The sequence below is a fragment of the Cronobacter sp. EKM101R genome (assembly GCF_963888145.1).
In the GTDB taxonomy this organism is placed as follows: domain Bacteria; phylum Pseudomonadota; class Gammaproteobacteria; order Enterobacterales; family Enterobacteriaceae; genus Cronobacter; species Cronobacter turicensis.
The window spans coordinates 448,477-472,604 of sequence record NZ_CAWPHW010000023.1; the positions used below are offsets into that span (position 1 = coordinate 448,477).

The window sequence follows — 24,128 nt, forward strand, 5'->3', positions numbered from 1 at the left end:
TAAAAGAGGGGAATACAGGACGCCGCGCCAGATATGACGCGGCGTGGCGCTCAAAGCATAAACCGGTAGCCGATGCCGGTTTCAGTCAGCAGGTGGCGCGGGCGCGCCGGATCGCTTTCCAGCTTCTGGCGCAAGTGGCCCATATAGATACGCAGGTAATGGCTGTGCTCTACCGCGTTCGGCCCCCACACCTGGCTTAATAGCTGGCGCTGGGTGAGTACTTTACCGGGGTTATTCAGCAGCACGCCCAGCAGGCGGAATTCAATCGGCGTCAGGTGGATCTCCTCCGCGCCGCGCGTGATGCGCCTTGCCGCCAGATCGACCGTAATATCGGAAAAACTCACCACCGGATCGCTCTGGCCCGCGCCGCCGTGGCGGCGCAGGGCGACGCGCAGCCGCGCCTGCAATTCGCCGATGCCAAACGGCTTGCCCAGAAAATCATCGGCGCCGGCATCCAGCGCCGCAATTTTGTCCTGCTCGTCGCTGCGCGCCGACAGGACAATCACGGGCGTCTGGCTCCACTGGCGATAGTCGCGGATAAAATCGATGCCGTCGCCGTCCGGCAGGCCGAGGTCAAGGATCACCAGATCGGGCTTGCGGGTGGCGGCTTCAATCAGTCCGCGCTGGAGGGTTTCGGCGTCATAAACGCGCAGCCCTTCGCTCTCCAGCGCCGTGCGCAGAAAGCGGCGGATCTCTTTTTCATCTTCGACTATCAGGACGCTAATCACATGACCTCGTGGATATCCAGTTCCGGGGGCGTTTCTTTGGGCAGCAGCACGTGAAAACTGGCGCCGCCTTCCGGGCGGTTACGGGCGTAAATCTCGCCGCCGTGCACCTCGACAATCGCCTGACAAATCGCCAGCCCCAGACCGACGCCGGGGATAGCGGATTCTTTATTGCCGCGAGCGAATTTAGCAAAGATAGCCTGTTCCTGACCAGCCGGAATACCGGGGCCGTCGTCCCAGACCTCCAGATCGAGCCGGTCGTCGCGCCAGCCCGTGCGCACGCCTATCTGCGCCCGCGCGCCTGCGTATTTGGCGGCGTTCTCCAGAAGGTTAATCAGCACTCGTTCAAAGAGCGGGCCGTCGACATGAATGAGTGTGAGCGGATCGCTAAGGCTCAGCGCGATATGCCGCCCGCCGAGCCCCGGCTCCAGCATCTTGAGCGCGCTGCCCACCACTTCTTCGAGCGTCAGCCACTCCTTGCGCAGGTTAAAGCCGCCGGACTGAATGCGCGCCATATCCAGCAGATTATTCACAAGCCTTGCGGTATTCAGCACATGCTGGCGGATTTCGCTCGCCTGCGGCGCATGTTTCGAGCCTTCGGAGGCCAGATCGAGCGTCAGGATCTCCGCCTGGCCGAACAGCACCGTCAGCGGCGTGCGCAGGTCGTGGGAGAGCGCAGCAAGCAACGAGTTGCGCAGTTGTTCGCGCTCGCTGGCGAGCCGCGCCTGTTCTTCGCTCTCGGTCAGAAAGAGCCGCTCCAGGGCGCTCGCCACCAGTAACGTAAAGGTCTCCAGCAGCCGCTGCTGTTCGGGGATCATCAACTGGCGCAAATTGCCTGGCTCAACGATAACCAGCCCGAGCGTTTTCCCGGCGGTGCGCAGCGGTAAAATCTGATACGGCACGCCGGGCAGGGTGTCGGTGCCCGCCCCGGCGGGCAGGCCTTTATCGAAGCTCCAGCGGGCGATGGCTTCATCCCACGGCGTGATTTCCGACAGCGGCTGCGGCGGCTGGAGTTTGCCCTGATCGTCCGGCAGCAGCAGCAGACCACGTGCGCGAAAGGTGGAGGCGATAAACTGCTGGCTGGTGGCCGCGATATCGCGCGCGCTGCGGCCCACGGCCAGCGCTTTGGACATCTCGTAAAGGTGGCGCGTGCGCTGCTCGCGATAGCGCGCGATGCGCGCCTGATAGCGTACGCCCGCGGTCAGGTTGCCGATAATCAGCCCGACGCTCAGCATCACCGCGAAGGTGAGCAGATACTGCACGTCCGAAACCGCCAGCGTGCCGCGCGGCGCGATAAAAAAGAGATCGAAGCTCACCACGTTGATGACGGTCGCCACCACCGACGGCCAGCGGCCATAAAACAGCGCCACCAGCACCACGCCCAGCAGATAGACCATTACCAGGTTGGCGGCGTCGAACGCGATAAGCCACTGGTGCGCGACCAGCGTAATCAGGGCGCAGAGCGTCACCGCCACCGCGCAGCCGCGCAACTGTACCCGCCACTTCTCCATAAACGGGCGGTTATCGGCAGCTTTGGCGCTGGCAGGCGTGGGTTTGTCATCCAGCGCGACAATCAGCAAATCGAGATCCGGCGCGTGGCGCGCGAGCCGTTCGGCGAACGTATCCTGGCTCCACCAGCGGCGTTTATTGCGCCGCCCGATGACGATTTTGCCAAGGTTATGCTCGCGGGCGTAGCGCAGTATCGCTTTCTCTTCGACCGGGTCGGCGAGGGTGGCGGTTTCCGCGCCCAGCTCCTGCGCGAGATGCAACGCGCTGAGGATGGCGCGCCGCGCCGTTTCAGAGAGCTGATGCAGACGCGGCGTCTCCACATAGACCGCGTGCCAGACGCTGCCGAGCCGCGCCGCGAGACGCGCCGCGGTGCGCACCAGCTTTTCGTTGCCCGCGCCCTGGCCGATGCACAGCAGAATGGCGTCGCGCGTATGCCAGACTTTCTCCTGGCCCTGACGGTCGCGCCAGGCGCGCATCTGATCGTCCACCCTGTCGGCGGTACGCCGCAGCGCCAGCTCGCGCAGCGCGATGAGGTTGCCTTTGCGAAAGAAATGCTCGATGGCGCGCTCTGCCTGGCCTGCGATATAGACTTTGCCTTCATGCAGGCGCTGGCGCAGATCGTCCGGCGGCAGATCCACCAGCACGATTTCATCCGCCGCATCGAAAATCGGATCGGGCACGGTTTCGCGCACCTGAATGCCGGTTACGCCGCCCACCACATCGTTAAGGCTTTCCAGATGCTGAACGTTAACGGTGGTAAAGACGTCAATGCCTGCGTCGAGCAGTTCTTCGACATCCTGCCAGCGCTTCGGGTGGCGAGAGCCGGGCGCGTTGCTGTGCGCCAGCTCATCCATCAGGATCAGCGCCGGGTTACGCGCAAGCGACGCGTCGAGATCGAACTCCTGCACCACGCGGCCCCGGTGATGAATACGCTTAAGGGGCTGGATAGCCAGCCCCTCGAGTAATGCCGCGGTCTCCTGGCGGCCGTGGGTTTCCACCACGCCCACCAGAATATCGAGCCCCTGCGCCCGAAGACGCTGGGCCTCCTGCAACATGGCGTAGGTTTTCCCTACGCCTGCGCAGGCGCCGAAGAAGATTTTGAGTTTTCCGCGCGTCCGGCCCTGCGTCTGCACCAGCAGGCGATCCGGGTCGGGGCGCATCGGCTCTTCGGTCATGATATTTCCTTACGGTTGCAGGGCGTCCAGCGCCAGATTCAGTTGCAGCACATTCACTACCGGCTGGCCGAGAAAGCCCGCGATCGGCGTGTCGGTGGCTTCACGGATAAGGCGCCCCACCTCGGCTTCAGAGATCCCGCGGGCCTGCGCTACGCGCGGCGCCTGCCAGAAGGCGGCGTCCGGCGTAATGCCATAATCAAGACCGCTCGCGGAGGCCGTCACCAGCTCCACCGGCACCGCCGCGCGGGCGTCCGGGTTGGCGGCGCGCAGCGCCTGCACGCGCGCCTGGATCTGTTTATCCAGTTCCGGGTTGCTGGCGGCGAGGTTACTGCCGCCGGAAGCCATTGGATTATAAGGCGCTTCGGCCGTCGCGGAAGGGCGGCCCTGGAAATATTTCGCCTCGCTGAACGCCTGGCCTGTCAGGCGCGAGCCGCGCACCTCACCGTTCTGGCGGATAAGCGAGCCTTCCGCCTGGTCCTTAAACCACCACTGGCCGAGCACCGTGGTCGCCAGCGGATACACGCCGCCGGTGAGGATTGTCAGGAAAACCAACAGGGTGAGGGCGGGACGTAACATAGCCATAATGATTCCTTTTAAACCAGACCAGACAGCGTTAACAGCAGATCGATGAGCTTGATGCCGATAAACGGCACCACCAGCCCGCCCAGACCGTAAATCCACAGGTTGCGACGCAGCATCGCCGCCGCCGCGAGCGGCTTGTAGCTCACGCCTTTCAGCGCCAGCGGGATCAGAAAGACGATAATCAGCGCGTTAAAGATAACGGCGCTAAGAATGGCCGACGTGGGCGAATGCAGGTGCATCACGTTCAGCGCGTTAAGCTGCGGATAGGTCGCCGCGAACGCCGCCGGGATAATGGCGAAATATTTCGCCACGTCGTTGGCGATGCTGAACGTCGTCAGCGAGCCGCGCGTCATCAGCATCTGTTTGCCGATGTGCACCACTTCGATAAGCTTGGTGGGGTTTGAATCGAGATCCACCATGTTGCCCGCTTCTTTCGCCGCCTGGGTGCCGGAGTTCATCGCCACCGCCACATCGGCCTGGGCCAGCGCCGGGGCGTCGTTGGTGCCGTCGCCGGTCATCGCCACCAGCCGTCCTTCGGCCTGGTACTGGCGGATCAGCGCCAGTTTCGCCTCCGGCGTCGCTTCGGAGAGAAAATCGTCCACGCCCGCTTCGGCGGCGATGGCGGCGGCGGTCAGCCGGTTATCGCCGGTGATCATCACCGTCTTGATGCCCATTTTGCGCAGCTGCGCGAAGCGCTCTTTAATGCCGCCTTTGACGATATCTTTCAGCGCGATAACACCGAGCACCTGCGCGCCTTCAGCCACCACCAGCGGCGTACCGCCGGTGCGCGCCACGCCTTCCACGAGCGTGTCGACCTGCGCCGGGAACTGGCCGCCGTTGGCTTCCACATGGCGGCGAATGGCGTCCACCGAGCCTTTGCGGATCATGCGGTCCTGCACGTTGATGCCGCTCATGCGCGTCTGCGCGGTGAAGGGCACAAAAGTGGCCTGAAGACTCTGGACGTCGCGCTCGCGCAGGTTAAAGCGCTGCTTCGCCAGCACCACGATGCTGCGGCCTTCCGGCGTTTCATCGGCAAGCGAGGCCAGCTGGGCGGCGTCGGCGAGCGTTTTTTCATCCACGCCGGGGGCGGGCAGGAAGTCAGACGCCTGACGGTTGCCGAGCGTGATGGTGCCGGTTTTATCCAGCAACAGGACGTCCACATCGCCTGCGGCTTCCACCGCGCGGCCGCTGGTGGCGATAACATTCGCGCCAAGCATCCGGCTCATGCCCGCCACGCCGATGGCTGAAAGCAGCCCGCCGATGGTGGTCGGGATCAGACACACCAGCAGCGCCACCAGCACCGTTACGCTGACCGCCGTGCCGCCGTATTGCGAGAACGGATACAGCGTGGCGGTCGCCAGCAGAAAGACAATCGTCAGCGCCACCAGCAGAATGGTCAGTGCGATTTCGTTAGGGGTTTTGCGCCGCTCGGCGCTCTCCACCATCGCAATCATACGGTCAAGGAACGTCTCGCCCGGGTTGACGCTGCACTGGATAACCAGCCAGTCGGAAAGAATACGCGTGCCGCCGGTCACCGAGGCGAAATCGCCGCCCGATTCACGGATAACCGGCGCGGATTCGCCGGTAATGGCGCTCTCATCCACTGACGCGCCGCCTTCGATGACTTCGCCGTCGCACGGGATAATGTCGCCCGCTTCCACCAGCACGATATCGCCTTTGCGAAGATCGGCGGCGGGGATGTGATCCATCTGGGCATCATGGTGCGGCGCGCGCAGCTTGCGGGCGAACGCGGTCTTTTTTACACCCTTGAGGCTGTTGGCCTGGGCTTTGCTGCGGCCTTCCGCCAGGGCTTCGGCGAAGTTGGCGAACAGCACCGTAAACCACAGCCACAGGCTGATGGCGCCGGTAAACTGCGCCTCGCCGGGCAATTTTCCGGCGGCGATCGCCACGGCAATCAGCGTGGTCAGCAGGCTGCCGACCCAGACGATAAACATGACCGGGTTGCGCCACTGGGCGCGCGGACTCAGTTTTTTCAGAGCATCGAAAAGCGCCTGACGAACCAGCGAGGATTCAAACAGGGCCATTTGCTTGCGACTCATGGATAGCGACTCCGCAATGGTCATTTCACAAAAGAAAGGTGTTCCGCGACCGGGCCTAAGGCGAGGGCGGGGATGAACGTCAGGGCGCCGACCAGCAGCACCGTGCCCGTCAGCAGGCCGATAAACAGCGCGCCGTGGGTGGGCAGCGTGCCGGGGCTTGCGGGCTGCGCTTTTTTAGCGGCGAGCGAGCCGGCTATCGCCATCACCGGGATAATCACCAGGAAGCGGCCGAACCACATGCAAAACGCCAGCAGCAGGTTCCAGAACGGCGTATTGGCGCTAAGGCCGCCGAAGGCGCTGCCGTTGTTATTGGCGGCAGACGAAACGGCATAAAGCACTTCACTGAAGCCGTGAATGCCGGGGTTGAACATGCCCGCCCGGCCCGCGTCGGTCATCATCGCCAGCGCCGTGCCGAGCAGCACCAGCGCAGGCGTGACCAGAATCGCCAGCGCGGTCATTTTCATCTCGCGCACGTCGATTTTTTTGCCGAGGTATTCCGGCGTGCGCCCAATCATCAGGCCCGCGATAAACACGCCCAGCAGCACGAACAGCAACATCCCGTACAGCCCGGAACCGACGCCGCCGAAGACCACTTCGCCAATCTGCATCAGCCACATCGGGATCATGCCGCCGAGGGCGGTAAAGGAGTCATGCATGGCGTTTACCGCGCCGCAGGACGCTGCCGTGGTGACGACGGCAAACAGGCTGCTTGCGAGAATGCCAAAGCGGCTCTCTTTACCTTCCATATTGGCGGCGCTGTCGGCGCCGAGCGAGAGGAGGTGCGGATTACCGGTGGTTTCGGCCCACATCACCAGCGCCACGCAGACCACGAAAATCACCGTCATGGTCCAGAGAATGGCGCGGCCCTGGCGCGCGTCGCCCACCGCATCGCCAAAGGCGAAGCAGAGCGCCGCCGGGATCAGAAAGATAGCCAGCATCTGCACGAAGTTGGTTAGCGCGGTCGGGTTCTCAAACGGGTGCGAGGAGTTGGCGTTAAAGAAGCCGCCGCCGTTGGTGCCGAGCATCTTAATCGCCTCTTGCGACGCCACCGGCCCCATCGGCAACATCTGCCGCGCGCCTTCCAGCGTGGTGAAGGGCTGGTAGGCCGAGAAGTTCTGGATAGCCCCTTGCTGAATAAAGAACAGCGCGATAATCAGCGCGATCGGCATCAGCACCCACAGCGTGACGCGGGTGAGATCCTGCCAGGCGTTGCCAAGCGTCGTCGCCGACTGGCGGGCAAAGGCGCGGATAAGCGCAAACGCCACCGCGATGCCGGTCGCCGCCGAGAGGAAATTCTGCACCGCGAGGCCCGCCATCTGGCTGAAATAGCTGACGGTGCTTTCGCCCGCGTAAGATTGCCAGTTGGTGTTAGCGACGAAACTCACCGCCGTGTTGAGCGCCAGATGCCAGGAGAGCCCCGGCAGGTTCTGTGGGTTAAGCGGCAGAACGCCCTGACACATCAGAATGGCGAACAGCAGCACCAGACCCAGCGTATTAAACAGCAGGATCGCCAGCAGATAGCGCTTCCAGTCCATCTCCTCCTGACGAATGCCGAGCACGGCCCAGAGCACACGCTCCACGCCGCCCACGCCCGGCAGGGGATCGCCGTTAATCAGCCGGGCCAGCAGGCTGCCCAGCGGTTTCGCCAGCGCCATCAGCACCAGCAGAAAACTGGCGATAAGTAAAAATGCGGACGCCGCCATCAGAACGCCTCCGCATTAATCAGGGCGTATACCAGATAGCCCAGCAACAGAAAAACCAGCACGATGCCGGTTATCAGGCCTGCACTCACAATCCACCTCCATGGGGGTTTTTGGAATATGGGCAGAGGGTAGGGATTCGGGCGTAAAGGTTTCGCAAAAATCGCGAAGCGGGGTGTAAAAAAAATATAAAAATGGCAAAAGCCATGATTTAACTGCGGGTTAGTATTTCTTTAACCATTTTGTAACTTATTTACGATATCAATTGTAAAGATGGTAAGAATTCGCCTTAAAAGCTGGTCGGATGAGTAGTAAAATTACAGGCAAAGCGATACAATTTTAACCAGCTCACAGAATCCGGTTTCCGGCCTTGATTGCCGGGCATGTACAGAAAGGGGGAAAAACCTATGTCTTTATATAAAAAATATCCTGCGCATCAGGTCTTCCTGCGTCGCGCGCTGGTGCTGGTGGTTGGCATTGCGGCCCTGCCGGTAATGCTGTTCTGGAAAGATCGCGCGCGTTTCTACAGCTATCTGCACCGTGTGTGGTCGAAAACCAGCGATCAGCCGGTCTGGATGGCGCAGGCTGAACAAACCGCCTGCTATTTTTACTGATTCATACGACACCCTGAAAAACCGCTCACGCCGAGCGGTTTTTTTATGCCTGCGAATGCGCCGCGCCGCTGCGTTTTTCGCTGTCATCAGGCTGGTGTTAACAGGCCGCCTCTGGCTACACTGAGAGTGTATAAAAATGAGGATGGCCGAATGAGTATAAAAATCCCTGTTGGCATTAGCGCCTGTCTTTTAGGGGAAAACGTGCGTTTCGACGGCGGCCATAAACGGCTCGCCTTTGCGGTGGAGGAGCTGGCGCCCTGGGTGAAGTATGAGCCCGTCTGCCCGGAGATGGCCGTCGGCCTGCCGGTGCCGCGCCCGGCGCTGCGTCTGGTGAAAACCGATGAAGGCCTGGCGCTGCGTTTTAGCGATAAGCGCGAGGGCGATTTAACCGGCGAGATGGAAACCTTTTCACGCGAGCGCGTCAGCCGTCTGGATCACCTGTGCGGTTATATCGTCTGCGCTAAATCGCCCAGCTGCGGCATGGAGCGCGTGCGCGTCTACGATGCGGACGGCAAAAACAACCGTAAAGCCGGTCGCGGCATCTATACCGAGATCCTGATGAACGCGCTGCCGTGGCTGCCGGTGGAAGAGGACGGACGTTTGTATGATCCGGGCATTCGCGAAAACTTCGTCGAGCGCATCTATACCCTGCATGAACTCCACGCGCTGCGCGCCGAAGGGCTGACGCGCGGCAATCTGATCGCCTTTCACAGCCGCTATAAGCTTCTGCTGCTGGCGCACTCGCAGCCGCTCTACCGTGAGCTGGGGCGCTTTGTGGCGGCTATCGACCAGTGGGACTCGCTGGAGGCGTATTTTGAAGAGTATCGCCTGCGCCTGATGGCGCTGCTTTCCATTCAGGCGACCCGCCGTAACCACACCAACGTATTGATGCACGTGCAGGGCTATTTCCGCAACCAGCTCAACGGGCGTCAGCGTCAGGAGCTTTCCACGCTTATCGACCGCTACCGTCAGGGCACGCAACCGCTGCTGGCGCCGGTGACGCTGCTCAAGCACTACATGGCGGAATACCCTGACCCTTACCTTGATCAACAACGCTACTTCGAGCCCTACCCGGAAGCGCTGCGCCTGCGCTACGGCCGTTAAACAAGGAGTGTTATGACCACGCATCTGGTCTGGTTTCGCGCGGATCTGCGCGTTAACGACAACCTGGCGCTCGCCGCCGCCTGCCGGGACCCCGACGCGCGGGTCATCGGCCTGTTTATCGCCACCCCGCAGCAGTGGCGAGATCACACTCTCGCGCCGCGTCAGGCGGCGTTTATGCGCCAAAACCTGGACGCGCTGCAACAGGCGCTGGCAGCGCGGGGGATTGCGCTGTTTACGCGCGAGGCGCCCGATTTCGCCGCCGCCGTTGACGCGCTGGCCGCATTTTGCGATGAGCAGCAGGTTTCGGCGCTCTTTTACAACTATCAGTATGAGCTGAACGAAGCGCGACGCGACGCCGCCGTGGAGCGCAGGCTGGAGGGCCGCGTCGCCTGTCAGGGCTTTGACGACAGCGTGATGCTGCCGCCCGGAAGCGTCGTGACCGGCAACGGCGAGATGTATAAAGTGTTCACCCCTTACAGCCGGGCGTTTATACGCCGTCTCGGCGAGGGGTTGCCGCCGTGCGTCAGCGCGCCGAAGCCACGCGCGGGCGGGGCGCTAACCGATGCGCCTGCGCTTGCGCCGTTCGATTACCCGTGTGATACGCCGGACGGTATGCGCTTCCCGGCGGGCGAAGAGGCTGCGCTCAAACGCCTGCGCGACTTTTGCCGGCATGACGCAGGCGACTACCCGGAAAAGCGCGATTTCCCGGCTATTCGCGGCACCAGTTTGCTGTCGCCGTATCTCGCCATCGGCGTCCTTTCCCCGCGCCAGTGCCTGCATCGTCTGTTAACCGAACACCCGCGCGCGCTGGAAGGCGGCAGCGGGGCGGTATGGCTGAATGAACTTATCTGGCGCGAATTCTACCGGCATTTGATCGTCGCCTGGCCGCACCTGTGCCGCCATCAGCCGTTTATCGACTGGACGGCGCGGGTGGCGTGGCAGTCTAACGACGCGCATTTTCAGGCGTGGTGCGAAGGCAACACGGGGTATCCGATTGTTGATGCCGCGATGCGCCAGATGAACGCCACCGGCTGGATGCACAACCGGCTGCGGATGATCACCGCGAGCTTTCTGGTCAAAGACTTACTGATCGACTGGCGGCGCGGCGAACGCTATTTTATGTCGCAGTTGATTGACGGCGACTTTGCCGCCAATAACGGCGGCTGGCAGTGGGCCGCGTCTACCGGCACCGACGCCGCGCCCTATTTCCGCATCTTCAACCCCACGACACAGGGGCAGCGGTTTGACGCCGAGGGCGAGTTTATTCGCCGCTGGGTGCCGGAGCTTAGCCATATTCCCGGCAAGGCCGTGCATGAGCCGCATGTCTGGGCGAAGAAAAACGGCAAGGCGCTGCGTTACCCGCAGCCCATCGTCGACCATAAACAGGCGCGCGTTGCGACGCTCGCGGCGTATGAAGCGGCCCGCAAAGAATAAGAGAGAAACCATGAAAAACAGCGAACTGGAACAACTGATTAACGACAAACTCAACAGCGCCACGTTCAGCGACTACGCCCCGAACGGCTTACAGGTTGAGGGCCGCGACGAGGTGCGCAGAATCGTCACCGGCGTGACCGCAAGCCAGGCGCTGCTGGATGAAGCGGTGCGCCTGGAAGCGGACGCGGTGATTGTGCATCACGGTTATTTCTGGAAGGGGGAATCGCCGGTCGTGCGCGGCATGAAGCGCAACCGCCTGAAGACGCTGCTGACTAACGACATTAACCTCTACGGCTGGCATCTGCCGCTCGACGCGCACCCGCAGCTTGGCAATAACGTCCAGCTGGCGCAGCTGCTCGGCATTGAAGTGAAGGGCGAGATCGAGCCGCTGGTGCCGTGGGGCGAGCTGGCGATGGCGGTGTCAGGCCCGGAGTTCGCCTCCTGGCTTGAAGCGCGTCTCGGCCGTCGTCCGCTGTGGTGCGGCGATACCGGGCCGGATCTGATTAAGCGCGTCGCCTGGTGTACCGGCGGCGGACAGAGCTTTATCGACAGCGCGGCGCGTTTCGGCGTCGACGCCTTTATCACCGGCGAAGTCTCCGAACAGACCATCCATTCGGCGCGCGAGCAGTCGCTGCATTTCTATGCGGCAGGCCACCACGCCACCGAGCGCGGCGGCATTCGCGCGCTCAGCGAATGGCTGAACGAAACCACCGATCTGGACGTGACCTTTATCGACATCCCGAATCCGGCTTAATCAATACAAGAGAGGAAAACGTGCAGCGAGCCCGTTGTTATCTGTTAGGCGAAAGCGCCGTGGTACTGGAGCTGGAGCCGCCCGTAACACTTGCCAGCCAGCAGCGCATCTGGGGGCTGGTGCAGCGCCTCACAGAGGTACCCGCCGTGGTGGAAGTCATTCCCGGCATGAATAACATTACCGTGATGCTGCGCGAGCCGGAAACGATGGCGCTGGACGCTATCGAGCGGCTGCAACGCTGGTGGGAGGAGAGCGAAGCGATCATCCCCGACGCGCGGCGCATCGAGATTCCGGTGGTGTACGGCAAAGACGCCGGGCCGGATCTGGCGGTTGTGGCGAACCACGCCGGGCTCAGTGAAAAGCAGGTGGTCGAGATGCACGCGCAGGTCGATTACGTGGTCTATTTCATCGGCTTTCAACCGGGCTTCCCGTATCTCGGCGGGCTGGCGCCAGCGCTTGCCACGCCGCGTCGCGCCGAGCCGCGGCTTCAGGTGCCCGCAGGCTCGGTCGGCATCGGCGGCAGCCAGACCGGCATCTATCCGCTCCCCACGCCTGGCGGCTGGCAGATTATCGGCCATACGCCGCTTGCGCTGTTTAACCCGCACAATAACCCGCCGGGCCTGCTCGCGCCGGGCGACACCGTGCGCTTCGTGCCGCAAAAGGAGGGCGTATGCTGAAGATTATTCGCGCGGGCATCCACGCCACGCTCCAGGACAGCGGCCGTTTCGGGCTGCGCCAGTATGGCGTAAGCCAGTGCGGCGCGCTGGATGGCCCGTCGCTGCAAATCGCCAATCTGCTGGTGGGCAACGATCCGCACGCGGCGGCGCTGGAGATAACACTCGGTCAGTGCGTGGTGGAGTTCACCGAAGATACCTGGTTTGCGCTTACCGGCGCGGGCTGCGACGCGACGCTTGACGAACGCGCCGTCTGGACCGGCTGGCGGCTTCTGGCCCGCGCGGGCCAGCGCCTGAGCCTGAAGCTGCCGCGCCGCGGTATGCGCAGCTATCTGGCCCTGGCGGGCGGTTTCGACGTGCCGGAAGTCATGGGTTCGCGCAGTACCGATGTGAAAGCAGGCGTCGGCGGTTTTGAAGGGCGGCTCCTGCGCGACGGTGATGAACTGCCCGTCAACCCGCCGACGCGTCATTTCCGCGAGGCGCGCGGCGTGAAGCAACTGCTATGGGGCAATCGCATTCGCGCGCTGCCGGGGCCGGAGTATCACGAATTCAGCCACGAGGCGAAAGAAGCCTTCTGGCGCACGCCGTGGCAGTTAAGCCCGCAGAGTAACCGCATGGGTTACCGGCTGCACGGCCATGTGCTGGAGCGCACCACCGAACGCGACCTGGTGTCTCACGGCCTGTTGCCGGGCGTGGTGCAGGTGCCGCACGGCGGGCAGCCCATCGTGCTGATGAACGACGCCCAGACCACCGGCGGTTATCCGCGCATCGCGTGCGTGATCGACGCCGATCGCTATAACCTGGCGCAACTGCGCCTGGGCGAGCCGATTCACTTCGTGCAGTGCTCCATCGAAGAGGCGCTACAGGCGCGCAGCGACCGGGCGCGTTACCTTGAACAACTGGCATGGCGGCTTAACGATGAAGATTGATCTTAACGCCGATCTCGGCGAAGGCTGCGGCAACGACGCGCTGCTGATGCCGTTGATTAGCTCCGCCAACATCGCCTGCGGCTTCCACGCGGGCGATGCGCAGACGATGCGCGAGAGCGTGCGGCTGGCGCTGGCGCACGGCGTGGCGATTGGCGCGCATCCGGGGTTTGCGGATCGTGAAAACTTCGGCCGCACGGCGATGCAGCTGCCGCCGGAGACGATTTACGCCGAGACGCTCTATCAGGTCGGCGCGCTCGCCGCCATCGCCCGCGCCGAGGGCGGCAGGCTGTCGCACGTGAAACCGCACGGGATGCTCTATAACCAGGCGGCGAAAGACGCAGCGCTTGCCGACGCCATTGCGCAGGCGGTGAAGGATGTTGATGCGACGCTGATTCTGGTGGGGCTGGCGGGCAGCGAGCTGATTCGCGCAGGTGCGCGTTGTCAGCTCGCCACGCGCGAAGAAGTCTTCGCCGATCGCGGTTATCTGGCCAACGGCGCGCTGGTGCCGCGCAGCGAGCCGGGCGCGCTGATTGAGGATGACGACGAGGCGGTGTCGCGCACGCTGATGATGGTGCAGGAAGGGCGGGTGCGCAGCCGTGACGGCGCATGGGCGACGGTGAATGCCCAGACGGTCTGCCTGCATGGCGACGGCGCGCACGCGCTGGCGTTCGCGCGCCGGTTACGCAAGGCGTTCGACGCGCGACAGATTCAGGTCAGCGCGTGATTCACAGCGATGCCGCCGCCCGCGCGGCGGTGTCGTAAAGCGAGGCGATGGTGCGCAGCAGTTGCGCCGTTTCGCCAATCGCCGCGCCCGGTATCCCGCTCTCGACCTGAATCGCGATAAGACACGTTTCGCGCACGTCGCGGTATTTCATACACAGCGCTTTGCCTTCATCCGTCGTCGAGAAATAGAGCTCTTTACCCACCTTTTCACTGGTCACATAGCCCGCTTTCACCAGCTTTTTCAGCGCGTAGGTCACCACGTGCGTGTCTTCCACGTTGAGCACAAAGCAGATATCCGCGAGCTTTTTCTTGCGGTTGCGGTGGTTAACGTGATGCAACAGCGAGACGTCAAACGCGCCCATATCCGGCTCGCCCGCCGCCGTCATGCAGCGCACCATCCATTTGTTAAACGCGTTGCCGGTCATGATCAGCGCGTATTCCAGCTCCGATAACTCCGCGCAGCGCGCCGACACCAGGTGGCGGGACGAGACAATGCGCCCGTCAGTAATATCGTCGTTATCACTTGATACAACCGGTTTTTTACGGCTCATGGCGTCCCTTTCTCTCCTGTGGGTATTGGTAAAAACTATAAAACGACACCGACAAAATAAAAACATTTTATTGATAAATTGTTTACATACTATAACCGTTCAGATATAGATTTTTGGTCAGGTTCTGCACGTTTACAGCACCTCTCGCACAACAACGTTCGCCGCAATGCCCACGCTTCGCCACCCCGGCGAAGGAGCAGAATAGCCTTCGGCGTGCAACGCTCACTTTGGAAAGGGTAACAATGTATGGACGGTTCCTCTCTGTTGCCGCTCATCGGTATTCCGGTGGTGGTTATCGGTTTCGCGCTGCGCTTTAACCCGCTGCTGGTGGTGGTGGTTGCCGGGCTGACGACCGGGCTCACGGTCGGCATGGATTTCGGCATGCTGCTGGAAACCTTCGGCGAAAAGTTCGTTAACAGCCGCTCGCTCGCGACCTTCATTCTGATCCTGCCGGTCATCGGCCTGCTGGAGTATTACGGCCTGAAAGAGCGCGCCCAGGCGTGGGTGGCGAAAATCGCCAGCGCCACCTCGGCGCGTATTCTGATGCTCTATTTCGTGGTGCGCGAAGGCACCGCGGCGCTGGGGCTGATGTCGCTTGGCGGCCACGCCCAGACCGTGCGCCCGCTGCTGGCGCCGATGGCTGAAGGCGCGGCGCTCAATGAATATGGCGAGTTGCCTGCGCACATCCGCGACAAAATCAAAGCCCACGCCGCCGCCTGCGACAATATCGCGGTGTTTTTTGGCGAAGATATTTTTATCGCTTTCGGCGCGGTGCTGCTGATTGACGCGTTCCTGAAAGAGAACGGCATTCCCGGCATTGAGCCGCTGCATATCGGCCTGTGGGCCATTCCAACCGCGATTGCGGCGCTGATTATCCATATGGCGCCTCTGCTGCGTCTTGACGCCAGCATTCGCCGCGAGGTTCTGGCCTGGCGCGCAGAGCAGGGCAACCAGGAGGCCGCGCAATGAGCACATTGCTGACTATCAACCGTGTCTACTACCTGATTGGCTTTATCGTCATGCTGCTGGTGGTAATGACGCTTCGCGATCGCGGTAATCCTAAGCGCTTTACGACCGCGCTGTTCTGGTTCCTGTTCGGCGGGATTTTTCTCTTCGGCGATCTGCTGGTGCAGGAGCTGGGCCGCTCGCTGGCCTACCGCATTATCGGCGGCGCGGTGATTGTTATCGCGCTGCTGGCGGGCTTTGGGCTGGTGGGGAAGGGGCACTATAAAATGTCTACCGAGGAGGAGCGCGAGGCGTCCTCTCAGCGTCTGCGCAACTGGCTGTTTCTGCCTGCGCTGCTGATCCCGGTAGTGACGGTGACAGGCACGCTGTTTATGAAAGGCGTCTCGGTGGGCGGCGTGTTCCTGCTGGATCAAAAACAGCTGACGCTCGCGGCGCTGTGCGTGGCGTGTATCGCGGCGCTGCTGGTCGGCTGGTGGCTGACGCGCGGCACGCCGCTGCATGCTATCCGTCAGTCGCGCCGCCTGGTGGATACCATCGGCTGGGCGGTGATTTTGCCGCAGATGCTGGCGATGCTTGGCGGGGTGTTTGTCGCCGCCGATACCGGCACCGCCGTGCAGCGCGTGGTGAGTCTGTTCGTCGACCCGGAAAACCGTTTCATGCTGGTGGTGATTTACTGCATCGGCATGGCGCTCTTTACGATGATTATGGGCAACGCGTTTGCGGCGTTCCCGGTGCTGAGCGCGGGCATCGCGCTGCCGCTGCTGATTAATCATCACCACGGCGACCCGGCGCCGCTTTTAGCTATCGGCATGTACGCGGGCTACTGCGGCACGCTGATGACGCCGATGGCGGCGAATTTCAATATCGTTCCCGCCGCGCTGCTGGAGCTGAAAGACAAATATCAGGTGATAAAAATTCAGATCCCGACGGCGCTGACGCTGCTGGTGGTGAACGTTTTCCTGATGTATTTCATCGTATTTCGCTAAGGCCCTTTAAGGAGCTGTTATGACATTGACACAACCCCAGGCCGACGCCTTTGCCCGGATGCCCCTGACCTATCTGCGCCAGGAGTACCCGAACCACATTATGCATTTGATGAATGATGACGCCGACGCGCTGCCGCCCCGCGAGCTGCACCCGATCTTCTACGGCTGCTTTGACTGGCATTCGGCGGTACACGGTTACTGGCTGCTGCTGCGCTGTCTGCGCCTCTACCCGACGCTGTCGTGCCGCGAAGAGATTATCGCCCTGTTCGAAGAGCACATTACGCAGGAGAAGGTGGCGCGTGAAGTGGAGTACTTTACCGCGCCGTTTCGCGCCTCGTTCGAGCGCCCGTATGGTTACGGCTGGCTGCTGGCGCTCGCCCAGGAGCTGAAAGCGTCAGACCTGCCGCAGGCCGCGCGCTGGCACGAGACGCTGGCACCGCTGACTCAGGATATTCGCGCGCGTCTTATCGATTACCTCAGCAAGCTGACCTACCCGATTCGTGTCGGCACCCATTACAACACGGCGTTTGCGCTCGCCCTTGGCCTGGATTACGCCCGCGCGCTGGACGACGGCGCGCTTGAGCGCGCCATCACTGACGCGACGACGCGCTTTTATCAGGCCGACACCGACTACCCGGCGCACTACGAGCCGGGCGGCGATGAATATCTCTCCGGCGCGCTGACCGAAGCGCTGCTGATGAGTAAAACGGCGGAGCATTTCCCGGCGTGGTTTGACGCGTATCTGCCGGATATCGGCAACGTGGCGGCGCTGATGCACCCGGCTGTGGTAAGCGATCGCGCCGACCCGAAAATCGCCCATCTCGACGGGCTTAACTTAAGCCGCGCCTGGTGTATGAAGCATATCGCCGCGGCGCTCCCTGAAAATCACCGCGCGCAGACGGCGCTGCACGAGGCGGTGCAACGCCATCTGGCGGCAAGCGTCGAGCATGTGGTCGGCAGCCACTATAGCGGCGGGCACTGGCTGGCAAGCTTCGCGCTGCTGGCGCTGGAGTAACCCGTTAACCGCCGCTTTTTTGCGGCGGTTGCCTTTTTCTCCCGGCGCGCGCTGCTACAGTTTATCCTTACGTTTTAACGCGTAAGTCACCTTAAAAGGATAAACGATGCCGGAAGGACCGGAGATCCGCCGCGCGGCGGACAAGCTTGAAGCGGCGGTGGCGGGTAAACCGCTGACCCATGTCTGGTTTGCCTTTCCTGAATTAAAAGCGTTTGAGGCGCCGCTGACCGGCGCACGGGTGGAGCGATTCGAAACCCGCGGCAAAGCGCTGCTGACGCATTTTTCGTGTGGGCTGACGCTCTACAGCCATAACCAGCTGTATGGCGTCTGGCGCGTGGTAAAGGCGGGCGAAACGCCGCAGACCACGCGAAGCCTGCGCGTGCGGCTTGAAACCGAAGACGCCGCGGTGCTGCTGTACAGCGCCTCGGAAATTGAGATGCTGGACGCCGACGGCGTGGCGGCGCACGCGTTTTTGCAGCGCGTCGGGCCGGATGTGCTTGATATGTCGCTGACGGTGGAGCAGGTGAAGGAGCGGTTGCTAAGCCCGCGTTTTCACCGCCGTCAGTTCAGCGGGCTGCTGCTGGATCAGGCGTTTCTCGCGGGGCTTGGCAACTATCTGCGTGTGGAGATCCTCTGGCAGGCGCAGCTTGCGCCGCGCCATAAAGCGATAGAGCTGAATAACACGCAGCTTGATGCGCTGGCCCGCGCGTGTCTTGAGATCCCGCGGCTTTCGTACCAGACGCGCGGCACGGTGGATGAGAATAAGCACCACGGCGCGCTGTTTCGCTTCGAGGTGTTTCACCGCGCCGGGAAAAAATGTCGCCGTTGCGGGGGGATTATCGAGAAAACGACGCTGTCGTCGCGGCCGTTTTACTGGTGTCCGGGGTGCCAGGAGTAGTTTTAGGGTGCATGGCGGGTGCGCGTTGATTACCTTTTTTGGGAAGACCCGGTGGGTGCGCTGCGCTTACCCACCCTACAAAACCCGGTGGGTGCGCGTCGCTTATCCACCCTACAAAACCCGGTGGGTGCGCTGCGCTTACCCACCCTACAAAACTCGGTGGGTGCGCTGCGCTTACCCACCCTACAAAACCCGGTGGGTGCGCTTCGCTTGCCCACCCTACAAAATTTGATGGGTACGCTTCGCTTGCCCACGCTACAAAACCCGGTGGGTGCGCTGCGCTTGCCCACGCTACAAAACCCGGTGAATGCGCTGCGCTTACCCACCCTACAAAACCCGGTGGGTGCGCTTCGCTTACCCACGCTACAAAACCCGGCGGGTGCGCTGCGCACCCGCCGCGGCGCAAAACGCCCATAAAAAAACGCGCCCGGAGGCGCGTTTTTCAGATTAACCGCAGCGTGGAATTAACGCTTCGTCAGGTCCGACTGGAAATCACGCTGCTCGTAGCCGGTATACAGCTGACGCGGACGCGCGATCTTCATACCTTCGCTGTGCATCTCGTTCCAGTGCGCAATCCAGCCCACGGTACGCGCCATCGCGAAGATAACGGTAAACATGGACGACGGAATGCCCATCGCTTTCAGGATAATGCCCGAGTAGAAATCCACGTTCGGGTAGAGTTTCTTCTCGATGAAGTACGGGTCGTTCAGCGCGATGTTTTCCAGCTCCATCGCCACTTCCAGCAGATCATCTTTGGTGCCCAGCTCTTTCAGCACTTCGTGGCAGGTTTCACGCATCACGGTGGCGCGCGGGTCATAGTTTTTATAAACACGATGACCGAAGCCCATCAGGCGGAAAGAGTCGTTTTTGTCTTTCGCGCGACGCACGAATTCCGGAATGTGCTCAACGGAGCTGATCTCTTCCAGCATCTTGAGCGCCGCTTCGTTGGCGCCGCCGTGCGCCGGTCCCCACAGGGAGGCGATGCCCGCGGCGATACACGCGAACGGGTTCGCGCCGGAGGAGCCAGCGGTACGCACGGTAGAGGTCGAGGCGTTCTGCTCATGATCCGCGTGCAGGATCAGAATGCGATCCATCGCGCGCTCAAGCACCGGGTTCACCTCGTAAGGCTCGCACGGCGTCGAGAACATCATATTCAGGAAGTTACCGGAGTAGGAGAGGTCGTTACGCGGATACACAAACGGCTGGCCGATCGAATATTTGTAACACATCGCCGCCACAGTCGGCATTTTGGAGAGCAGGCGGAAGGCCGCAATCTCACGGTGGCGCGGGTTATTGACGTCCAGCGAATCGTGGTAGAACGCCGCCAGCGCGCCGGTCACGCCGCACAGCACCGCCATCGGGTGTGAGTCGCGACGAAAACCATGGAACAGACGCGTGATCTGCTCATGGATCATGGTGTGGCGGGTGACGGTGGTTCTGAATTCGTCATACTGCTCCTGGGTCGGTTTTTCGCCGTAGAGCAGGATGTAACATACTTCGAGATAGTTGGACTCAGTGGCTAACTGATCAATAGGGAAACCGCGGTGCAGCAGGATACCTTCGTCACCATCAATAAAGGTGATTTTGGACTCGCAGGATGCGGTAGAAGTAAAGCCGGGGTCAAACGTGAAAACACCTTTAGAACCAAGACTACGGATATCGATTACATCCTGACCGAGCGTGCCTTTTAGCACATCCAGTTCGATAGCACCATCACCGTTGTAGGTTAGGTTTGCTTTTATATCAGCCATTTACGGTCTCCTTAGCGCCTGTTGCTTGCGACGGTTAACCGCCGATTTACCTCCAGCCAGCAGGGGACAGTTGCCAGTTTGTTGTGTGGCGCGCAGCTCTGTTTCAGAGGGGAAACCAGGGTACAGAGCGATGGGCGGCTTGCAGGCAACCATTCAAACCTGGGTGAAACAACAGTAAATCAGGGTGTTAGCCGTCAGTATTTGTCAAACCTGTTTATCACTAATACCTGGCTAAATTACTGCGGTCAATACTGGCACACTGTTACATAACTTATTCTCAGGTGAAAGCATGACCCCATAACTTTTGCGAATTATATGCGTTTCCGGGTGATGTTTGTAACTAATTTGTTTAACATTTGTCAAATCAGATGATTAAAAATTAAAATAATGTTGTTATCGTGATCCTGGTCACTGTTCCGACCAAAAGCGGCCAAAGAATTTGTAGGTTAATTGTAATGATATTGTGAACATCCTATACTGCCGCCAGGTCTCCGGAACACCTTGCAACCGCGAGCCACCCAGCGTAGTAACGCGTTATGCAGCCTTTGGAAGCGGTGATTTTGCATGACGCGGAGTTATAGAAAGATGACGCTGCTTGACCCGCCTGCAGACCGGAGGAAGGACACAATAAGAACAGCATGTGGGCGCATTCATGATAAAAAAGGTGAATAAACAACGACCTGTCAACCTGGATCTGACAACGATCCGGTTTCCTGTCACCGCGATTGCTTCTATCCTCCACCGCGTTTCCGGCGTGATTACCTTTGTCGCCGTCGGCATTCTGCTGTGGTTGTTAGGGCTGTCCCTCTCGTCTCAAGAAGGCTTTCTGACTGCGTCCGACATCATGGACAGCTTCTTCGTTAAATTCATCATGTGGGGCATTCTGACGGCGCTGGCCTACCACGTTGTTGGCGGCGTTCGCCACATGTTGATGGATTTTGGCTATCTTGAAGAAACCTTCGCAGCAGGCCAACGCTCCGCTAAGTTCGCTTTTATTATTACTGTCGTGCTTTCAATTCTCGCAGGAGTCCTCGTATGGTAAGCAACGCCTCCGCATTAGGACGCAACGGCGTACATGACTTCATCCTGGTTCGCGCCACCTCTATCGTAATGACGCTGTATATCATCTATATGATTGGCTTCTTCGCGATGAATGGCGACCTGACATATGAAGTCTGGACTGGTTTCTTCTCATCCACCTTCACCAAAGTATTCACCCTGCTGACCCTGGTTTCGATTCTCGTCCATACCTGGATTGGGATGTGGCAGGTGCTGACCGACTATGTAAAACATCTGGCGCTGCGCCTCTTTTTGCAGCTGGCGATTGTCGTCGCTCTGGTGGTTTACGTGATTTATGGCTTTGTTGTGGTGTGGGGTGTGTAAATGAATTTGCCAGTCAGAGAATTTGATGCCGTCGTTATTGGCGCGGGCGGCGCAGGTATGCGCGCGGCGCTGCAGATTTCCCAGAGCGGCCAGACCTGCGCGCTGCTCTCCAAGGTGTTCCCGACCCGTTCTCACACCGTCTCCGCCCAGGGCGGTATCACCGTTGCGCTTGGCAATTCCCATGAAGATAACTGGGAATGGCACATGTATGACACGGTAAAAGGTTCCGACTATATCGGCGACCAGGACGCGATTGAATATATGTGTAAAACCGGCCCGGAAGCGATTCTGGAGCTTGAGCACATGGGTCTGCCGTTCTCCCGTCTTGATGACGGCCGTATTTATCAGCGCCCGTTCGGCGGCCAGTCGAAAAACTTCGGCGGCGAGCAGGCGGCGCGCACCGCGGCGGCGGCGGACCGTACCGGTCACGCGCTGCTGCATACGCTGTATCAGCAGAACCTGAAAAACCACACCACCATTTTTTCTGAGTGGTATGCGCTGGATCTGGTGAAAAACCAGGATGGCGCGGTCGTGGGTTGCACCGCGCTGTGCATCGAAACCGGCGAAGTGGTTTACTTCAAAGCCCGCGCGACCGTGCTGGCGACCGGCGGCGCAGGCCGTATTTATCAGTCCACCACCAACGCCCACATTAACACCGGCGACGGTGTCGGCATGGCGCTGCGCGCTGGCGTGCCGGTACAGGACATGGAAATGTGGCAGTTCCACCCGACCGGCATCGCTGGCGCGGGCGTACTGGTCACCGAAGGGTGCCGCGGCGAAGGCGGTTACCTGCTGAACAAACACGGCGAGCGCTTTATGGAGCGTTACGCGCCGAATGCTAAAGATCTGGCGGGCCGCGACGTCGTTGCGCGCTCAATCATGATCGAAATCCGCGAAGGCCGCGGCTGCGACGGTCCGTGGGGCCCGCACGCCAAGCTGAAGCTCGACCATCTGGGCAAAGACGTCTTGGAATCCCGTCTGCCGGGCATTCTGGAACTCTCCCGCACCTTTGCTCACGTCGACCCGGTAAAAGAGCCGATTCCGGTTATCCCGACCTGCCACTATATGATGGGCGGTATTCCGACCAAAGTGACCGGCCAGGCGCTGACCGTGAACGCGCAGGGCGAAGATGTCGTCATCCCAGGCCTGTTTGCGGTGGGCGAAATCGCCTGCGTATCCGTACACGGCGCCAACCGTCTGGGCGGCAACTCGCTGCTTGACCTGGTGGTATTTGGCCGCGCGGCGGGTCTGCATTTGCAGGAATCCATCGCCGAGCAGGGTCAGCTTCGCGACGCCAGCGACTCCGACGTGGAGCTCTCGCTGGAGCGCCTCAACCGCTGGAACAACAACCGCGACGGCGAAGATCCGGTCGAAATCCGCAAAGCGCTGCAGGAATGTATGCAGCATAACTTCTCGGTATTCCGCGAAGGCGACGCGATGGCCAAAGGGCTTGAGCAGCTAAAAGCCATCCGTGAGCGCCTGAAAAACGCCCGTCTGGACGACACTTCCAGCGAGTTCAACACCCAGCGCGTCGAGTGTCTGGAGCTGGATAACCTGATGGAAACCGCTTACGCCACCGCCGTATCGGCGAACTTCCGTACCGAGAGCCGTGGCGCGCACAGCCGCTTCGACTACCCGGACCGCGACGACGAAAACTGGCTGTGCCACAGCCTCTATTTGCCGCAAACCGAGAGCATGACGCGTCGCGAAGTGAATATGCAGCCTAAGCTGCGCCCGGCTTTCCCGCCGAAAGTGCGTACTTATTAAGAGCGGAGCAATGTGATGAAACTCGAGTTTTCCATTTATCGCTATAACCCGGATGTCGACGACGCGCCGCGCATGCAGGATTACACTCTGGAGCAGGAAGAAGGGCGCGACATGATGCTGCTCGACGCCCTGATGCTGCTGAAAGAGAAGGACCCGAGCCTCTCTTTTCGCCGCTCCTGCCGCGAAGGCGTGTGTGGCTCCGATGGCCTGAACATGAACGGTAAGAACGGCCTGGCATGTATTACGCCGGTCTCTAACTTAGGCGCCGGTAAGCAGAAAATCGTTATCCGTCCGTTGCCTGGTCTGCCGGTTATCCGCGACCTCGTAGTGGACATGGGGCAGTTCTACGCCCAATATGAGAAGATTAAACCTTACTTATTGAATAATGGGCACAATCCGCCGGCACGCGAACATTTGCAGATGCCGGAGCAGCGCGAGAAGCTCGACGGGCTGTATGAGTGCATTCTGTGCGCCTGCTGCTCCACGTCGTGCCCGTCGTTCTGGTGGAACCCGGACAAGTTCATCGGCCCGGCAGGCCTGCTGGCGGCGTACCGTTTCCTTATCGACAGCCGCGATACCGAAACCAACGAGCGCCTGGATGGCCTGAGCGACGCGTTCAGCGTGTTCCGTTGCCATAGCATCATGAACTGCGTGAGCGTTTGTCCGAAAGGGTTAAACCCGACGCGCGCCATCGGCCATATTAAGTCGATGTTGTTGCAGCGCAGCGCGTAAGTAAGCGTTGTGGTAGTGGCGGGCTTACCCGCCCTACAAAGACATGTCCCTCTCCCTGAGGGGAGAGGGAAAAGCAGGAAACCTTTAAAAACCGCC

Annotated in this window: 23 protein-coding genes and 1 pseudogene; 15 read left to right on the top strand and 9 right to left on the bottom strand. The window is 60.8% G+C overall.

Annotated elements, in window-relative coordinates; all coding sequences use genetic code 11:
* Positions 1–50: 50 nt before the first annotated feature.
* The 6 genes from kdpE to kdpF are packed head-to-tail and all read right to left on the bottom strand — an operon-like array spanning position 51 to position 7,843.
* Positions 51–728 carry a two-component system response regulator KdpE gene (gene kdpE, locus AACV31_RS14695; RefSeq protein WP_075199111.1) on the bottom strand — a complete coding sequence of 226 codons (678 nt, stop codon included), beginning with the start codon at positions 726–728 and terminating at the stop codon, positions 51–53.
* On the bottom strand, positions 725–3,409 hold the full coding sequence (gene kdpD, locus AACV31_RS14700) for a two-component system sensor histidine kinase KdpD (RefSeq protein WP_165153353.1): 2,685 nt from the start codon (positions 3,407–3,409) through the stop codon (positions 725–727). Before kdpD ends, kdpE begins: the two co-directional genes overlap by 4 nt.
* A 9-nt stretch (positions 3,410–3,418) precedes the next feature.
* Positions 3,419–3,991 carry a potassium-transporting ATPase subunit KdpC gene (gene kdpC / locus AACV31_RS14705; RefSeq protein ID WP_161589127.1) on the bottom strand — a complete coding sequence of 191 codons (573 nt, stop codon included), beginning with the start codon at positions 3,989–3,991 and terminating at the stop codon, positions 3,419–3,421.
* An 11-nt stretch (positions 3,992–4,002) separates the two neighbouring features.
* The gene (kdpB, locus tag AACV31_RS14710) at positions 4,003–6,051 is read right to left on the bottom strand and encodes a potassium-transporting ATPase subunit KdpB (protein WP_165153355.1); all 2,049 of its coding nucleotides are present in this window, start codon (positions 6,049–6,051) and stop codon (positions 4,003–4,005) included.
* 20 nt (positions 6,052–6,071) lie between these two features.
* A complete protein-coding gene (gene kdpA, locus AACV31_RS14715) occupies positions 6,072–7,754 on the bottom strand; it encodes a potassium-transporting ATPase subunit KdpA (RefSeq protein WP_165153357.1) in 1,683 nt (560 codons plus the stop codon).
* Positions 7,754–7,843 carry a K(+)-transporting ATPase subunit F gene (gene kdpF, locus AACV31_RS14720; protein WP_015386886.1) on the bottom strand — a complete coding sequence of 30 codons (90 nt, stop codon included), beginning with the start codon at positions 7,841–7,843 and terminating at the stop codon, positions 7,754–7,756. The genes kdpA and kdpF overlap by 1 nt, the downstream gene beginning before the upstream one ends.
* Before the next feature lie 315 nt (positions 7,844–8,158).
* On the opposite strand from kdpF, the gene AACV31_RS14725 reads away from it, so the two are divergent.
* The 7 genes from AACV31_RS14725 (at position 8,159) to pxpA (ending at position 13,984) form a co-directional block, all read left to right on the top strand.
* Entirely contained in the window at positions 8,159–8,365 is a 207-nt protein-coding gene (locus AACV31_RS14725) for a YbfA family protein (protein WP_007768176.1), read from the top strand.
* Between the two features lie 150 nt (positions 8,366–8,515).
* Positions 8,516–9,469: a YbgA family protein gene (locus AACV31_RS14730; protein ID WP_075199117.1), complete on the top strand. Its 954-nt coding sequence runs from the start codon at positions 8,516–8,518 to the stop codon at positions 9,467–9,469.
* 12 nt (positions 9,470–9,481) lie between these two features.
* Positions 9,482–10,903 (top strand): deoxyribodipyrimidine photo-lyase, encoded by a 1,422-nt coding sequence (gene phrB, locus AACV31_RS14735; RefSeq protein ID WP_165153359.1) that lies wholly within the window; start codon positions 9,482–9,484, stop codon positions 10,901–10,903.
* 10 nt (positions 10,904–10,913) lie between these two features.
* Complete coding sequence (locus AACV31_RS14740) at positions 10,914–11,657, top strand: type 2 GTP cyclohydrolase I (RefSeq protein WP_041923337.1); 744 nt, start codon at positions 10,914–10,916, stop codon at positions 11,655–11,657.
* Positions 11,658–11,677: 20 nt separating this feature from the next.
* Positions 11,678–12,334 (top strand): 5-oxoprolinase subunit PxpB, encoded by a 657-nt coding sequence (gene pxpB / locus AACV31_RS14745; protein ID WP_075199119.1) that lies wholly within the window; start codon positions 11,678–11,680, stop codon positions 12,332–12,334.
* Positions 12,328–13,260 (top strand): 5-oxoprolinase subunit PxpC, encoded by a 933-nt coding sequence (gene pxpC / locus AACV31_RS14750; RefSeq protein WP_105538237.1) that lies wholly within the window; start codon positions 12,328–12,330, stop codon positions 13,258–13,260. Before pxpB ends, pxpC begins: the two co-directional genes overlap by 7 nt.
* Positions 13,250–13,984, top strand: coding sequence for a 5-oxoprolinase subunit PxpA (pxpA, locus tag AACV31_RS14755; RefSeq protein WP_165153361.1), 735 nt, complete (start codon positions 13,250–13,252; stop codon positions 13,982–13,984). The genes pxpC and pxpA overlap by 11 nt, the downstream gene beginning before the upstream one ends.
* A gap of 1 nt (position 13,985) precedes the next feature.
* Here pxpA and AACV31_RS14760 read toward each other — a convergent pair whose 3' ends face one another.
* Complete coding sequence (locus AACV31_RS14760) at positions 13,986–14,534, bottom strand: winged helix DNA-binding protein (RefSeq protein ID WP_105538235.1); 549 nt, start codon at positions 14,532–14,534, stop codon at positions 13,986–13,988.
* 246 nt (positions 14,535–14,780) lie between these two features.
* On the opposite strand from AACV31_RS14760, the gene AACV31_RS14765 reads away from it, so the two are divergent.
* From AACV31_RS14765 to nei, 4 genes are all read left to right on the top strand, one after another.
* The gene (locus tag AACV31_RS14765; RefSeq protein WP_165153363.1) at positions 14,781–15,503 is read left to right on the top strand and encodes a DUF969 domain-containing protein; all 723 of its coding nucleotides are present in this window, start codon (positions 14,781–14,783) and stop codon (positions 15,501–15,503) included.
* On the top strand, positions 15,500–16,486 hold the full coding sequence (locus AACV31_RS14770; RefSeq protein ID WP_041923341.1) for a DUF979 domain-containing protein: 987 nt from the start codon (positions 15,500–15,502) through the stop codon (positions 16,484–16,486). The genes AACV31_RS14765 and AACV31_RS14770 overlap by 4 nt, the downstream gene beginning before the upstream one ends.
* A gap of 19 nt (positions 16,487–16,505) precedes the next feature.
* Positions 16,506–17,501: a DUF2891 domain-containing protein gene (locus tag AACV31_RS14775; RefSeq protein ID WP_165153365.1), complete on the top strand. Its 996-nt coding sequence runs from the start codon at positions 16,506–16,508 to the stop codon at positions 17,499–17,501.
* Between the two features lie 106 nt (positions 17,502–17,607).
* Positions 17,608–18,399, top strand: coding sequence for an endonuclease VIII (gene nei / locus AACV31_RS14780; protein ID WP_105538232.1), 792 nt, complete (start codon positions 17,608–17,610; stop codon positions 18,397–18,399).
* 464 nt (positions 18,400–18,863) lie between these two features.
* Here the strand turns inward: nei and gltA are convergent, their stop codons facing one another.
* On the bottom strand, positions 18,864–20,150 hold the full coding sequence (gltA, locus tag AACV31_RS14785) for a citrate synthase (RefSeq protein ID WP_007768279.1): 1,287 nt from the start codon (positions 20,148–20,150) through the stop codon (positions 18,864–18,866).
* 231 nt (positions 20,151–20,381) lie between these two features.
* Complete coding sequence (locus tag AACV31_RS23210; RefSeq protein ID WP_420888510.1) at positions 20,382–20,513, bottom strand: hypothetical protein; 132 nt, start codon at positions 20,511–20,513, stop codon at positions 20,382–20,384.
* A 275-nt stretch (positions 20,514–20,788) separates the two neighbouring features.
* On the opposite strand from AACV31_RS23210, the pseudogene sdhC reads away from it, so the two are divergent.
* The 4 genes and pseudogenes from sdhC to AACV31_RS14805 all read left to right on the top strand — a co-directional run bounded on the left by sdhC (position 20,789) and on the right by AACV31_RS14805 (position 24,032).
* Positions 20,789–21,192, top strand: a pseudogene (sdhC, locus tag AACV31_RS14790) (succinate dehydrogenase cytochrome b556 subunit).
* Positions 21,186–21,533, top strand: a complete 348-nt coding sequence (gene sdhD / locus AACV31_RS14795; protein WP_007706826.1) for a succinate dehydrogenase membrane anchor subunit — start codon at positions 21,186–21,188, stop codon at positions 21,531–21,533. Before sdhC ends, sdhD begins: the two are co-directional and overlap by 7 nt.
* Positions 21,534–23,300 carry a succinate dehydrogenase flavoprotein subunit gene (gene sdhA / locus AACV31_RS14800; RefSeq protein WP_007768284.1) on the top strand — a complete coding sequence of 589 codons (1,767 nt, stop codon included), beginning with the start codon at positions 21,534–21,536 and terminating at the stop codon, positions 23,298–23,300.
* Positions 23,301–23,315: 15 nt separating this feature from the next.
* Positions 23,316–24,032, top strand: coding sequence for a succinate dehydrogenase iron-sulfur subunit (locus AACV31_RS14805; protein ID WP_007669742.1), 717 nt, complete (start codon positions 23,316–23,318; stop codon positions 24,030–24,032).
* Positions 24,033–24,128 lie beyond the last annotated feature (96 nt).